At 63.7% G+C, this 13,435-nt stretch carries 18 protein-coding genes; 2 read left to right on the top strand and 16 right to left on the bottom strand.

Annotation, left to right across the window (positions count from 1 at the left end):
* Together EPL01_RS08915 and EPL01_RS08920 are read left to right on the top strand one after the other, a co-directional pair.
* Positions 1–1,029 carry a mannose-1-phosphate guanylyltransferase gene (locus EPL01_RS08915; protein ID WP_135824910.1) on the top strand — a complete coding sequence of 343 codons (1,029 nt, stop codon included), beginning with the start codon at positions 1–3 and terminating at the stop codon, positions 1,027–1,029.
* Positions 1,030–1,156: 127 nt separating this feature from the next.
* Positions 1,157–1,426 carry a hypothetical protein gene (locus tag EPL01_RS08920; protein ID WP_135824911.1) on the top strand — a complete coding sequence of 90 codons (270 nt, stop codon included), beginning with the start codon at positions 1,157–1,159 and terminating at the stop codon, positions 1,424–1,426.
* A 10-nt stretch (positions 1,427–1,436) separates the two neighbouring features.
* On the opposite strand, the gene EPL01_RS08925 is transcribed toward EPL01_RS08920, so the two are convergent.
* The 16 genes from EPL01_RS08925 to EPL01_RS08995 form a co-directional block, all read right to left on the bottom strand.
* A complete protein-coding gene (locus tag EPL01_RS08925; protein ID WP_368279279.1) occupies positions 1,437–1,940 on the bottom strand; it encodes a Dph6-related ATP pyrophosphatase in 504 nt (167 codons plus the stop codon).
* Positions 1,862–2,110 carry an adenine nucleotide alpha hydrolase family protein gene (locus EPL01_RS22190; protein ID WP_246045655.1) on the bottom strand — a complete coding sequence of 83 codons (249 nt, stop codon included), beginning with the start codon at positions 2,108–2,110 and terminating at the stop codon, positions 1,862–1,864. Before EPL01_RS22190 ends, EPL01_RS08925 begins: the two co-directional genes overlap by 79 nt.
* A complete protein-coding gene (locus EPL01_RS08930) occupies positions 2,111–2,896 on the bottom strand; it encodes an SDR family oxidoreductase (protein WP_135824912.1) in 786 nt (261 codons plus the stop codon).
* Between the two features lie 76 nt (positions 2,897–2,972).
* Positions 2,973–4,361: an ATP-binding protein gene (locus EPL01_RS08935; RefSeq protein WP_135824913.1), complete on the bottom strand. Its 1,389-nt coding sequence runs from the start codon at positions 4,359–4,361 to the stop codon at positions 2,973–2,975.
* Positions 4,362–4,468: 107 nt separating this feature from the next.
* Positions 4,469–4,948 carry a Tfx family DNA-binding protein gene (locus EPL01_RS08940; protein WP_135824914.1) on the bottom strand — a complete coding sequence of 160 codons (480 nt, stop codon included), beginning with the start codon at positions 4,946–4,948 and terminating at the stop codon, positions 4,469–4,471.
* A gap of 174 nt (positions 4,949–5,122) precedes the next feature.
* Positions 5,123–5,590: a TRAM domain-containing protein gene (locus EPL01_RS08945; protein ID WP_135824915.1), complete on the bottom strand. Its 468-nt coding sequence runs from the start codon at positions 5,588–5,590 to the stop codon at positions 5,123–5,125.
* A gap of 198 nt (positions 5,591–5,788) precedes the next feature.
* Positions 5,789–5,968 carry a hypothetical protein gene (locus EPL01_RS08950; RefSeq protein ID WP_135824916.1) on the bottom strand — a complete coding sequence of 60 codons (180 nt, stop codon included), beginning with the start codon at positions 5,966–5,968 and terminating at the stop codon, positions 5,789–5,791.
* A 119-nt stretch (positions 5,969–6,087) separates the two neighbouring features.
* A complete protein-coding gene (locus EPL01_RS08955; RefSeq protein WP_135824917.1) occupies positions 6,088–6,303 on the bottom strand; it encodes a DUF6684 family protein in 216 nt (71 codons plus the stop codon).
* 110 nt (positions 6,304–6,413) lie between these two features.
* The gene (locus tag EPL01_RS08960; protein WP_135824918.1) at positions 6,414–6,824 is read right to left on the bottom strand and encodes a DUF6276 family protein; all 411 of its coding nucleotides are present in this window, start codon (positions 6,822–6,824) and stop codon (positions 6,414–6,416) included.
* A gap of 91 nt (positions 6,825–6,915) precedes the next feature.
* Complete coding sequence (locus tag EPL01_RS08965) at positions 6,916–7,611, bottom strand: V-type ATP synthase subunit D (RefSeq protein ID WP_135824919.1); 696 nt, start codon at positions 7,609–7,611, stop codon at positions 6,916–6,918.
* Between the two features lie 201 nt (positions 7,612–7,812).
* Positions 7,813–9,228, bottom strand: coding sequence for an ATP synthase subunit B (locus tag EPL01_RS08970; protein WP_135824920.1), 1,416 nt, complete (start codon positions 9,226–9,228; stop codon positions 7,813–7,815).
* A gap of 3 nt (positions 9,229–9,231) precedes the next feature.
* Complete coding sequence (locus EPL01_RS08975; protein WP_135824921.1) at positions 9,232–10,992, bottom strand: ATP synthase subunit A; 1,761 nt, start codon at positions 10,990–10,992, stop codon at positions 9,232–9,234.
* Positions 10,989–11,330, bottom strand: a complete 342-nt coding sequence (locus tag EPL01_RS08980) for a V-type ATP synthase subunit F (protein ID WP_135824922.1) — start codon at positions 11,328–11,330, stop codon at positions 10,989–10,991. Before EPL01_RS08980 ends, EPL01_RS08975 begins: the two co-directional genes overlap by 4 nt.
* A complete protein-coding gene (locus EPL01_RS08985) occupies positions 11,327–12,388 on the bottom strand; it encodes a V-type ATP synthase subunit C (protein ID WP_135824923.1) in 1,062 nt (353 codons plus the stop codon). The genes EPL01_RS08980 and EPL01_RS08985 overlap by 4 nt, the downstream gene beginning before the upstream one ends.
* Positions 12,385–12,966, bottom strand: coding sequence for a V-type ATP synthase subunit E (locus EPL01_RS08990; RefSeq protein WP_135824924.1), 582 nt, complete (start codon positions 12,964–12,966; stop codon positions 12,385–12,387). Before EPL01_RS08990 ends, EPL01_RS08985 begins: the two co-directional genes overlap by 4 nt.
* A gap of 23 nt (positions 12,967–12,989) precedes the next feature.
* Entirely contained in the window at positions 12,990–13,262 is a 273-nt protein-coding gene (locus EPL01_RS08995; protein ID WP_135825031.1) for a F0F1 ATP synthase subunit C, read from the bottom strand.
* Between the last annotated feature and the right edge of the window lie 173 nt (positions 13,263–13,435).

The following is a 13,435-nucleotide window of genomic DNA, read 5'->3' on the forward strand; positions in this document are numbered from 1 at the left end:
ATGTCAGAGATTCCGGAGACCGACCGTCCGGTGGTCGCGCTGGTGATGGCCGGCGGGACCGGAACGCGCCTCTACCCCGCGAGCAGGTCCGACCGGCCCAAGCAGTTCCGCTCGCTCGGAACCGGGAGCGCCGACTCGCTCCTCGCCCAGACCGTCTCGCGAGTGCACTTCGCCGACGAAATCTACGTCTCGACCGCCGAATCTCACGCCGGCCGAGTGCGCGAGGAGGTCCCCGAGGCGGGCGTCCTCGCGGAACCCGAGGCCAAGGACACCGGCCCGGCGCTGGTCTACGCGGCTCACCGAATCCAGAAACAGGTCGGCGAGTGCGTCCTGCTCTGCGTTCCGAGCGACCACCTGATAGCGGGCGATTTCGAGTCGGTCGCCCGCCGCGCGGTCCGCGGTGCAGTCGAAACGCGGGGGTTGGTCGCGTTCGGCGTCGAGCCGACTCGACCCGCGACGGGATACGGCTACATCCAGCCGGGCGACCCGCGGGACGAGTGGGCCGAAATCGAGCGGTTCCGAGAGAAGCCCGACGAGGAGACCGCGCGCCGGTTCGTGGAGGACGGTTTCTACTGGAACGCGGGACTGTTCGCGTGGACGCCGGAGGCCCTGCTTCGGGAGGCCAGCAACTCGCCGCTCTCTCCTCTCGTGGACGCGCTGGAGGAGGGGAATCCCGAGCGCGGATTCCGGCAAGTAGAGTCGGTCAGCATCGACTACGCGGTCATGGAGCGGACCGACGACGCCTACGTCGTGCCCGCGGACTTCGAGTGGGACGACTTGGGCGCGTGGGACGCAATCGAGCGCGTGGTCGAGACCGACGAGGAGGGGAACGCGATGTTGGGCGAGGGGCTGGCCATCGACGCCGCGGAGAACGTGATTGCCAGCGATGGAGAGAACCACGTCAGCGCAGTCGGCGTCGAGGGATTGGTCGTCGCGGCTTACGGCGACCGGGTGCTGGTCGCGCCGAAAGGCGAGGCCCAGCGAGTGCGCGAAGTCGTGGCCGAACTCCGGGAGCAGGGGCGGTTTTGAGGGATTACACCGACTTCGACTACGAGTGGGGCGTAGATGCGGACGTGACCAGACGAGACGAGAGGTACACCGACCCCTTCTGACGGCCAACTGAATTTTTACCCTCGCCGTCGTACCGACCACCGTCATGGCCGACTCACCGAGCGTAAAGGCAGTCGAGACCGAGGACGAGTACATCCACGTCCGGTTCCGCGACCCGGACGACTTCGACACCATCCGGACGCCCGACTGGGCCGCTAACGCCGCCCGAGACGTGTCCGAAGGCTCCGAAGTCCGGACCGGTAAGCGGGAGGACAGCGACGACTGGGAGGTCCAGAGCGTCCTCATCAAAAAGAGCGTGGGCGAAGACAAGGCCCGCGAGAAGGCCGAGGAGATAGTCGAGAAGATAGAATCGTAGGGCGAGAGGCTCAGTCCGCAGCGAGCAGGTCGCAGTAGTGGACGACTGCGTCGCCGTGGCCGACTTCCTTCGTGACGCGCTCGCCGGTCTCGACCGGGACCGCGCGGTCGAATATCGGGCCGTCGTAGACGAAGGTGTGGAACTCGCCGTTCTCGCCGCAGGGGTTTACCTCGTCGGGAAGGTCCGCCAGCAGGTCGGCGTCGAACCGGCGGCCCGCGAACGACGAGTCGAGCGCGTCGTCGTCCACCGCGACCACGGTGGCCGCGAAGTTCGCGGCGAACTCACGGGCGACCGTCTCGGTGTTCCGGCCCCAGATGGGCCAGTAGCCCTCGACTGGAGCATTCCGGAGCCGTTCCTCGCGGTAGGCCCGCACGTCTTCGAGGTAGAGGTCGGCGAAGGCGACGCGCTCGATACCGCGGGCCGCATAGTCGGCCATCACCTCGGCCATCGTCTCCTCGTACTCCTCGTTGGAAGCGTCCTCGGGGAGTTCGGCGAATCTGATAGGCAGGCCGATAGCCGCGGCCTGTCGCTCGTAGAGGTCCCGGGGACGCCGTGCATGCTGGCGCGGTCGGTCGCGGCCGAGACGTTGGTCAGGAGTTCGACCACTTCGGCGTCCGACTCGCGGAGTTTCCAGAGCGCGTAGCTAGCGTCCTTGCCGCCGCTCCACGAGAGGACCGTGCGCATCTAACTCCGGAGTCGCCCGCCGTCCACCGGCAGGGCCACGCCGTTGACGAAACTCGCGCGCTCGCTGGAGAGGAAGGCCGCCGTGTCGCCGAGTTCTCGGGGGTCGCCCACCCGATTCAGCGGGATGTCGTCGGCCCACGAGGCCAGCCCCTCGTCGTAGGTGTCGTACTCGCCGCGCTCGACGGCGGCCTCCACGAGCTCCTGAATCCGCGGCGTCTCGTGCGCGCCGGGCAGGACCGCGTTGACTCGCACGTCGGGTGCCCACTCGCGGGCTTGGGTCTTCATCAGGCCGACGACGCCGCGCCGGACCGCGTTCGAGAGGACCAGCCCGTCGATGGCCTCGCGGACGCTGGTCGAGGTCACGTTGACGACCGTTCCGGCGTCGCTCTCCACGAGGTGCGGGTGTGCGGCCTTCGTCAGCCAGACCACGCTCATCACGAGGAGGTCGTAGGCCTCGTACCAGTCGCGCTCGGTGGTGTCGAGGAAGGTGCCGCTGGGCGGCCCTCCGGCGGACGTGACCACGTGGTCCAAGCCGCCGAACTCCTCTACGGTGGCGTCCACCAGCGCCTCGATTTCGTCGGGGTCGGTGATGTCGGTCGGCACCGCCACCACGTCGCCGTCGCCCGCCGCGTCGATTTCCTCCTTGGCGTCTTGGAGTTGCTCCTCGCCGCGAGCGCAGAGGGCGACGTTCGCGCCCTCCTCCGCGAATGACTTCGCGGCGGCCCGACCGAGACCGCTCGAACTCGCCGTCACGAGTGCCGAATTGCCGTCTAATCCGAGGTCCATGCGCGGTTGATTCGCGGGCCGAGATAAAAGGTGTCGGGGTGGCGGTCAACGATTCCGGTGTAGTTCTCGTCGGTTTTCACGAAAGCACGTTCGAGAGTTTCCGGAGGTCGAAGAGATGCCAGTCGTCGCCGAGCGCATCACGGAGACCGTCTTCGAAGCCTGCTTTCGAGAAGAGGGCATACGCTTCCTCCCGTTCGCCGTTCTTCCATCGGACGTGGTCCGTCTTCGCTTGAAGGTCTTCGGCGAGGTCCATTCCGACCGGGGTGTTCGTCCACTTACACTCGCCGAAGATAGCGGCAGGCGTTTGCTCGTTGAGTCCGACGAGGTCGATTTCGTGTTCGCCGTACCACCATCGTCCGATTGCGCCATACGAGCGATCGAATTGCCCGTTTCGAGACAGTTTCCAAAGGGCCTCTTCGCAGACGTCTTCGAACGTCGTCGAAACGAATCGGTCGAGGTCCGGAAGGATACGATTCTCCAGAACTAACTCCGGCGCTTGCTCGATGCCAGACCGGTTCGGTTCGACGAATCTGAACCAGAACCGAAGGAACTCGTCGGAGATAGTGTACACGGACCGCTTCGTCTTTTTGTTCCGGGCCGTCACGGGCACCTCTCGCTCCACGAGTCGGAGGCGACGCAATCGCTGAAGATACTGCGACAGCGGTCCGGAGTCAACGTCGGTCTGACCGGAAATTTCGTTCGGCGTGGTGTACCCGTTCGCAATCGATTCGAGTATACTCATGTATCGACTCGGGTTTCGGAGTTCGGTCCGAAGCAGGAACTCGGGTTCGTCGTATAGTATCGAGGTCTTCGATAGGTGATTGTCCGCGAGGTTCGTTTCGAGAGATTCCTCGTAGTCGAAGAGTGTAAGATACATCGGCATTCCACCCGTGACAGCGAACGAGCGGATGCTCTCCTCGAACGAGTAGTCGATGACTTCAGAGGCAACTTCGAAAGAGAACGGCTGAAGATCGATTTGGGTCGTCCGTCTGCCGTACAGCGGACTCTCGTGGCCCAGAACCTCGGATTCCATGACACTAATGCTAGACCCGCAGAGGAGAATCATCGATTGGGAATCGTCTTTGACCGTATCGACCAAATGCTGGAATGCGGAGAGAACTGTCTCGTCTGACTCAATCAGATATGGAAACTCGTCGATAGCGACGACCTGCTTCCCCTCGGTGAGAATCTCACCCAGATAGTCAGTGGCGTCGTGCCAGTCTTCGATACGGGGCGTTCGCTCGTCTCGGTGAGTCGCAAGTTCCTGAACAAACTTCTCACGTTGTGTCTTCGACGAGTCCTGCGAAGCAAGATGATAGAAGTGAGTGTGGGCGTCACAGAACTCCTTGATGAGTTCTGTCTTCCCGACGCGCCGCCGTCCGTAAACGATAGCGAAACTAAATCGGTCAGTTTCGTACTCCTCTCGAAGCGCGTCAAGTTCCTCGTTCCGATCGTGGAACATTATCTGGATAATGATTATCGTAGTAATGACTTAGTAGTTTCTACTGACCCGGGGATAAGGAAACAGATGCAATTCTCATAGACATCATATTATGGCCTAAGAAAATGTTTTTAATTATGGGAACGCATTTCCCGCGACTTCCGCACCGTCACCTCGCCGTCGGTCGTCACTCCGATGAGGAGGTCCTCGTGGACCTCCCGGCCCTCGACGGCGTCCCCGGCCTCGTCGCTCACGCGCTTCATCAACTCGGGCGCGGCGTGGTTGACCTTCACGCCCGCCTCGTCGCAGGCGTCGTAGACCCGCGAGGGCACGTCGTAGAGGTCGGTGCCCTCCTCGACGACCACCCGGACCGGCGCGCGGAGGGCCTCGGCGAACGCCACCGTCTCGCGAGCTTTCCGGACGTTCTCGCGGGCGCTGGCCTCGACGCTGGAGACGTTGGCGCGCGAGGTCCCGAGCGTCTCGGCGATGGTCGCCTGCGCGACCCCGCGCTCGCGGAGGGCCAAGACCTCGGCCTGTCGGCGGGTCAGGACGCTCTCCTCGGCGTCGAACCCCGCGCGGTCCAAGAGTTCGTCCGCGTCGTATTCGCTCATGGGGGTTGCTACGCGCTCGCGAGCAAAAAACCCGCGACGACTGCGGTCGAGAAAGCGGCGGTCAGACGAACGCGGTCGGAATCGAGTTCGAAAACGAGTTCGCGGTTCGACTGCCGGGACCGAACGCTGTTGGGACTGTCCACCCTACGACGCGGCAGACCCCGGCCCGAGGAGTTAGCTCCCCCAGAAGTTGTCGCGGCTTCCGAGCTGGGGCCGCGAGGGACCGTCGCTTTCGTCGTCGCCCTCGTCGGTCGGCTCGGTGTCGGACCCGGCGTCAGCCTCGTCGTCTGCTTGGTCGTCCTCGCCCTCCATCGGCAGGCGCTCTATCTCCTCGGCGCGGGCGTGGTTGGACTTGACGTTGGTAATCTTGACCTTCGCGCGAGCGTCGGGCAGGACGCCGTCGACCATGACGATGAATCCGTCCTCGGTCCGGCCCACGCCCGCACCGCTCTCGTGGATGTCCTCGACGGTGACGACGACCTCCTCGCCCGGTTTGACGGGCGCGGTCTTGAGGTCTCGAATCGGCTGGCTGTAGTGGTCGCACCACTCGGCCCCGCCGCGGTCGCCGTAGTGTTGGCACCCCATTCCCTCGATTCGCTCCTGAAAACTCGGGCAGTCGTCCGCGAGTGGACAGTCCGGCATGACTGTGGCTACTTGCCGGTGCGCCTAAATCTTTACGTACCACCTTTTGCCGCGGTCGGCGCATAAACGCGCCTCCCTCGCAAAAGCTGGACCAAAAGCCTTCGCTCCTCCCGCCGCTCACTTCGTTCGCTCTCGTCGTCGCTCGGCCCGCTCGCTTCTCGCTCGCGGTAGTAGGCTTCGAGGCGAACCGCTTCCCGCTTACTCCCCGGCCACGAGGAGCGTCGTGTCGCCCTTGCGTTCGAGGTGGACCTCGCAGTCCGCGAACCACTCGGTGACGTACTCGTCGACGCGCTCGGTCTCGACGTCCGAAACGTCGAGTACCGTCCGTCCGCGCTCGTCGTCGGTCGTGCGTTCGCCGCGAGCGAATCGAGCGTTCATGCTCGGACCGACTCGGGGGAGGCGTATGAACCTCATCCGTCCGGAGCGAAAGTGAAAGTAAGGGACAGCGCCGCGTCGGCCATCTCGCGGCCTCTCGGGCAGGCGGCTGGAGTTCGGTGCTACCCCTCGATGGCGACCGCCGCGACGTAGGTCAGCAAGGCGAGCAGGACGAACGGGATGATGTGCAGGCCGAGCGCGACCCCCTCGATGAACCAGTTGGTCGGGTACGGCGACCAGAGCAGGAGGTAGACGATGAAGAACCCCAAGATGACGAGGGGGACGATGTTGACCGAGATGTCCAGCATCGTGTCTTTGTCGAAGACGGAGTCGGCCATGACGAATACGAAACACGGTCCGGACGAGTATAACGTCACCGGCTAGGACCGGATTATCGGTCCGGAAACGACCGCTTGAACCGGCTCGAAATCACCGGTTCGGGACGAAATCAGCCGTAGAGGAGTTGCTCGGCCTGCGTCCGCCGCCGGTCCACGTCGAACTGCGGCTCCAGTTCCGGGTCCGTCGCCAGTCGGTCCAACACGAGCAGCGGGTCGGTCCCCGCGCGCTCGACGCGCTCCAACAGCGCCGCAATCTCGCTCCGGTAGAGCGCCAGCGAGTCGAGCAGACCGACCGCGAGCGCCATCGCCACCCCCGCGTCCCCGCCGGGGAAGGCGTCCGAGAGTCGGCCGAAGTCGGGCGAATCCTCGGTCGCGGAGTCCTCGACCGCAGACTCGCCGGGGTCGAGCGCCAGACAGACGGTGCAAATCGCGGCGCTCTCGGTCTCCTCGGGGAGGTACTCGCGCAAGTCGGCCGGGACGCGGAACGCCACCTGCTCGCTTCCGCACTCGGGACAGGTCATACCGGGAGTTGGTCGGGCGCGATAAAAACGTCGATGGAGCCGGTCGAAAACGTCGGCGGAGTGAATCGAGTGGAGAGAGAATCCGGGTCGCTCAGTCCGCAGTGACGGTCTCGGCCTCTTCGGCGGCCTCGGCCTCCGCGGCGGCGCGCTCCTCTTTCTCTTCTTCTTCCTTCTTGGCCTTGATCTTCTTGAGGCGGAAAATCTCCTCGCGCTCCTGCTCTTCGAGCTTCTGCTCGATGTACTCCTGGTTCTCCTTGAGTTCGGGCAGCAGCTTGAACTCCAGGGCGTTGACGCGGCGCTTGGTGGTCTCGATTTCGGTCAGCATCTTCTTCATCGCGGTCTCGACCTCTGCCGCGAGGATGATGCTTTCGAGAAGCTCCTCGTAGGCCTCGGCGGCCTCGTCGATTCGGCCGCTGGTCCCGAGGACACCGTAGCCGCGCTCGTCGAGGCCCTTCCGGACCTTGCTGGACTCGATTTGGGGGACGACGACGCCCATGATGTTCTTGGACTCGGTGGTGATTTCGGGGTGTTCCTTGAGCGCGGCCGCCGCGCCGCGGACCGCCACGTCGCCCTCCATCGCGCGAGCCATGTTGATCTTCTGCTGGGCGGTCTCGTAGTCCTCCTCGAGGCCCGAGCGCACGTCCTGGGCCTGGTCGAGGATGTCCATGAACTCCATGATGAGGCCGTCTCGTTTCTTCTCCAGCGTGTCGTGGCCTCGCTCGGAGAGCTCGATGCGGTCCTCGATCTGCATCAAGTTCTTCCGAGTAGGCTTGACGTCCTTGGCCATCTTAGGGGGAGTTTGTGGCTCAAGGGGGTTAACCTTTTACAGTCGGCGGCGAGGGAAAGAGCAGTCGAACCCCGGATGCGACGAGTAATCTGGTCTCGACCGCAGCGGTCCGCACCGATAGTTCGTACCCCTCTAAGAGTCACGGCTACGCGGCGTGGAAGCCAACTGCAAAAACGAGTACGAAAGAGTTTCCGCGAGAGTTCAGTCCGCGGCGACTTCTTCGGCTTCTTCCTCGACGTAGTACTTCTCGATGAGTTCCTCGTCCACGCGGTTGAGCTCCTCCTTGGGGAACATACTCAGGAGGTCCCAACCGAGGTCCAGCGTCTCGTCGATGTCGCGGTTCGTCTCGAAGCCCTGGTCCACGAACTCCTCTTCGAACCGGTCGGCGAAGTCGAGATACTGGTTGTCACGCTCGGAGAGCGCCTCACGGCCGACGATGTTCACGAGGTCGCGCAGGTCCTCACCCTCCGCGTACGCGGCGTACATCTGGTCGGAGACGTCGGCGTGGTCCTCGCGGGTCAGCCCCTCGCCGATACCGTCGTCCATCAGGCGCGAGAGGCTCGGCAGGACGTTGATCGGCGGGACGATGCCCTGCGAGTTGAGGTCGCGGTCGATGTAGATCTGACCCTCGGTAATGTAACCGGTCAGGTCCGGAATCGGGTGGGTGTCGTCGTCGCCGGGCATCGTGAGGATGGGAATCTGGGTGACCGAGCCCTCCCGACCCTCGATACGACCGGCGCGCTCGTAGAGCTGCGCCAGGTCGGTGTACATGTACCCGGGGTAACCACGTCGGCCCGGGACCTCCTCACGCGCGGCACCGATTTCGCGCAGGGCCTCGCAGTAGTTGGTCATGTCCGTGAGGATGACCAGCACGTGGTAGTCCTTCTCGAACGCGAGGTACTCGGCGGTGGTCAGCGCGAGGCGCGGCGTGACCGTCCGCTCGACTGCGGGGTCGTCCGCGAGGTTCATGAAGACCACGGAGCGCTCGAGTGCGCCCGTCCGCTCGAAGTCCTCCATGAACTCGTTGGCCTCCTCGGCCGTGATTCCCATCGCGCCGAAGATGACTGCGAACTCCGAACCCTCGTCGTCCGCGCCAGCCTCCTCTTCTTCCGGCACGGTCGCCTGTCGCGCAATCTGGAGCGCGAGTTCGTTGTGGGGCAGACCGGACCCGGAGAAGATGGGGAGCTTCTGACCGCGAACCAGCGTGTTCATGCCGTCGATGGCGGACACGCCGGTCTGGATGAACTCCTCGGGGTACTCGCGGGCGTAGGGGTTGATTGCCGCACCGACGATGTCGTGACGGTCGTCCGGAACGATCTCCGGACCGCCGTCGATCGGCTCGCCGGACCCGTCGAGGACGCGCCCGAGGAGGTCCTCGGTGACGGGCATCTTCATCGTCTCGCCGAGGAACCGAACCGAACTCTTCGTGTCGATACCTTCGGTGCCCTCGAACACCTGAATCGAGACGAGACCGTCGCTCGATTCGAGCACCTGTCCGCGCTTGGTCTCGCCGTTCGGCGTCTCGATTTCGACGATTTCGTCGTACCCGATTGGCTCGTCTACTTCGGCGAACACCAGCGGACCGCTGATTTCCGTGATTGTCTGGTATTCTTTCATTGTTTAGTACTTCTCCCTGAGCTGGTCTTTGAGTTCCGCTTCGAGGTCCTCGATGTACTCCTCCCACTCTTCCTGGACGTTCATGCGGTTGAGGCGCGGCGCGGCGTCGATGTCCTGAATCTCCTCGACCGGGACACCGGCTTCGAGCGCCTTGAACGCCTCGTCGTTGAACGTCTTGATAGCGCCGAGCATCGCGTAGGTCTTCTCGGGGGCGCAGTAGGTGTCCACGTCGTGGAAGGCGTTCTGCTGGAGCCACGCCTCGCGGATGTACCGCGCGACTTCGAGCGTGAGCTGCTGGTCCTCCGGCAGGGCGTCCTTACCGACGAGCTGGACGATTTCCTGCAGTTCGCCCTCCTCGTCGAGGATGTCGACCGCCCACTGACGCCGCTCGGGGAAGTCCTCGGCGACTTCCTCCTGGTACCACGGGTCGAGCTGGTCCTTGTACAGCGAGTAGGACTCGTCCCAGTTGATCGAGGGGAAGTGTCGTCGCTCGGCGAGGTCGGCGTCGAGCGCCCAGAAGCACTTCACGATACGCAGGGTGTTCTGGGTGACCGGCTCGGAGAAGTCACCGCCCGGCGGCGAAACCGCGCCGATGGCGGAGACCGAACCCTCGGTCCCGTTGATGTTCTCGAAGTAGCCTGCACGCTCGTAGAACTCGCTGAGACGCGCGGCGAGGTAGGCGGGGTAGCCCTCCTCGCCGGGCATCTCTTCGAGACGCGACGAAATCTCGCGCATGGCCTCTGCCCACCGAGAGGTGGAGTCGGCCATCAGCGCCACGTCGTACCCCATGTCGCGGTAGTACTCCGCGATGGTAATCCCCGTGTACACGCAGGATTCACGCGCCGCGACGGGCATGTTCGACGTGTTGGCGATGAGGCAGGTCCGGGACATCAGCGGCTTCCCGGTGACCGGGTCTTCCAGTTCCGGGAAGTCGTCGATGACCTCGGTCATCTCGTTGCCGCGCTCGCCGCAACCGACGTAGACGACGATGTCCGCGTCGGCCCACTTCGCTAGCTGGTGCTGGGTGACGGTCTTCCCGGACCCGAACGGACCGGGAATCGCGGCCGTTCCACCCTTTGCGATGGGGAACAGGCCGTCGAGGATGCGCTGACCGGAGACCAGCGGAGTCCGCGGGGTCTGCTTCTCCGCGGCGGGTCGGGCCTCACGGACCGGCCACTCCTGTCGCATCTGGATTTCCTCGCCGTTGTCGAGTTCGGCGACCGTCTCCTCGACGGTGAAGTTACCGCTCTCGATGGAGACGACCTCGCCGCCCTCGTAGTCCGGCGGGACCATCACTTTGTGTTCGATGCTCTCGGTCTCGGGAACCGTCCCGATAATCTGACCGGGGTCGACTTCGTCGCCCTCGCTGACGGTCGGGGTGAACTCCCACGTCTTCTCGAGGTCGATACCGGGCGCGTCGACACCGCGGTCGAGGAAGGCACCCATCTTGTCTTCGAGGACCGCGAGCGGGCGCTGGACACCGTCGTAGATGGAGTCCATCATGCCCGGACCGAGGTCCACGGACAGCGGGTCGCCGGTGTTCTCGACCGGTTCGCCGGGTGCGACGTTCGACGTCTCCTCGTACACCTGAATCGTCGTCAGGTTTCCTTCGATCTCGATGACCTCTCCCATCAGCCCTTCCTCGCCGACGTACACCACGTCGTTCATCCGGGCGTCGAGGTCAGTGGCGGTCACGACCGGTCCACTTACACTCTCGATGACGCCGTCCTCTCGAACGGTGTCGGAATCAGTTGCTTGGCTCATTCGTTGTCACCTTGTTCGTCTTCTTCCATAAGGTCGATACCGATTGCACGCTTGATTTTGTCGCGCAGTCCGCCGCTTCCCGCGCCGCCGCCGATGGAGACCATCGTCGGTTCGACGCTCGTCTCGACCTCCTGTCGAACCTGCCGGGACAGGTAGTCGAGGTCCTCGTCGTGCATCACGACGATGCCGACGTTGTCGTCGTCGAGGACGCGGGTCACCGCGTCGTCGAGTTCCGTCTCCTTCTGGTCGTCCGGGACGTTCTCGAACTTCCGGACGCCCGCGAGGCGGAACCCGGTGGTGAACTCGGGACTGCCGACGACAGCGATTTCCTGGCTCATAGCATCACCAGTTCGTTCTCGATTTCGTCCTCGCTCAGTCCGGCCTCGCGGCCGCGAGCGATGGCGCGGATGTTGTCCACCTCGCGCTCCTTCGCCAACACGTACGCCAGCACCGGACAAATCGACAGCGGGAAGACGTGCGAGAGGTGGTCGGAGTACTCGAGGAGTGCGGCGTCTAGTGCGTGCTCGAAGCCGATGAGACTGTCGGCACGCTCCAGTTCGTCGAGCGCCTCCGAGAGGTCGTCGCCGTAGGTGCTGTCGCGGATGAACGTGACGAGTTCGTCCAGACTGTTCGAAATCTGGGACAGTTCCGACGCGCGGAACAACTCGCCGCCCTCGATGAAGTAGTCGGCGGGGTCGATGTCGGCGTTGCTCCGAGCGATGCGGAGCGCGTTCCGGGCGTTCCGGAAGTCGATCTCCGCCTGCAGGAACTCGGCGTACAACTGGTTCGCTCGGTTGTCCGTCTCGGTGACGCCCGACATCAGACCTTCGTAGTACGTGCGGTCGACCGCGTTCTCCAGCGGAATCAGCACGCCCGTCTCCTCGTAGCTACCGTAGGCCTCGGAGAGCGGCTCGCCGTATCGCGTGCGGTCGAGCATCTCGACGACTTCCTCGATGGAACCGGCTTCGACCAGTCGGTCGAGGAACTGCCGGTCGAACTCACCGGCGTAAATCAGGTCCTCCTCGACGGCCTCGCTCTCGGAATCCGAGTAGACGCCGCGGATGACGGTCTTGACGTTCCACGCGTCGAACTTCCGGAGGTAGCGAGCGATGAACTCGTAGAGCTCACCGTCGGCCCACCGGAGCAGGTCGTTGAAGTGCTTGGCGAGATTGCGGTTCAGGGCGTGTTCGATGAGGTCCACGCCGTCGTAGCGGGAGCCGAGCGCGTTGACTTCCTCCTCGTACTCGGTCTCCTCCATGTATCGAGCAATCTCGCTGGGACCCATCCGGACGAGTTTCCGGTAGTCCTCGTCGTCGAACAGCGCCGCTCGCCGGGCCTGCACCCGCGCGGTGACGTACTCGTAGTTCGAGGTTCCGTCCGTCTCTTTCACGCTCATTGCTCGAAGAGGCGTTTACTGATGTCCTGAAGGTTGTCTTCCCAGACGTTCTCCAGAACCGAGTCGAACGTGTTGTTCACCCGAAGGCGGGACTGCTGGCTCTCGACCACGACGCCGCCGAGGCAGTCGTACTCGCCAGCGTACTCGTAGCCGTCGTAGTCCGCCACGATGTCGGTGAGCAGTTCGTCGTCCTCGGGCTTGCCGTAGACGCGGACGGTATCGTCGTCGTCGAACTCCTCGCTTGCGGCGTCGAGGAGTTCGCGCGTCAACTCCTCGCGGTCGTCGCCTTCGAGGTCGGCGATGCGGTCTTCGACCGAGTCCCGAACGTCCTGCAACACGTCACGGCGGGCTTCGAGGCGCTTCTGCTTGGCTTCCAGCTTGGCGCTGGAGAGCTTCTGCTCGCGCTCCTGGGCGATTGTCTGCTCGGTTTCCCGTTCTTGCTCCGCGAGAATCTCCTCGGCGTCGCTCTCGGCCTCGGAGACGATTTCGTCTGCGCGCTCATCGCCCTCGGAACGGATTTCCTTCGCGCGCTCGCGGGCTTCGTTTCGAATATCCTCAACTACCGTGTCCAGACTCATTGATGAAGAGGGAAAGGGGGTGTTTAGACGAGGAACACGACGACCAGCGCCAGAATGACGAGCGTCTCGGGAAGGACCGTCATGATGAGGCCCGTACCGAAGAGCGACTCGTCCTCGGCGATTGCGCCGATGGCGGCACTACCGATACCACGCTCGGCGTATCCCGCGCCGAGGGCCGCGAGGCCGACTGCGAGCGCAGCAGCAGCCGAAGCCGGAATAGCGGGTTCGGCGGCGGCAGCACCTTCTTGAGCAAGCGGTCCAACAGCGTTCGCGAACGCGAGTAGCATTTCGGACATCATTGTTTGGAATCTCCTGTGGCTCTCGTAACCGGACAGTCGTATTTCCCGCTACTGTGGTCATAAAGCTTCCCAAAAGAGTTGGATAGAACGCCGTCTCACACCCCGTAAATCGGAGGTTGTGCTACCAAATGACAAACAAAATCGGAGATTGCGACGCGGCCAGAGACAGT

It is taken from the genome of Halorussus ruber (assembly GCF_004765785.1).
Lineage (GTDB): Archaea > Halobacteriota > Halobacteria > Halobacteriales > Haladaptataceae > Halorussus > Halorussus ruber.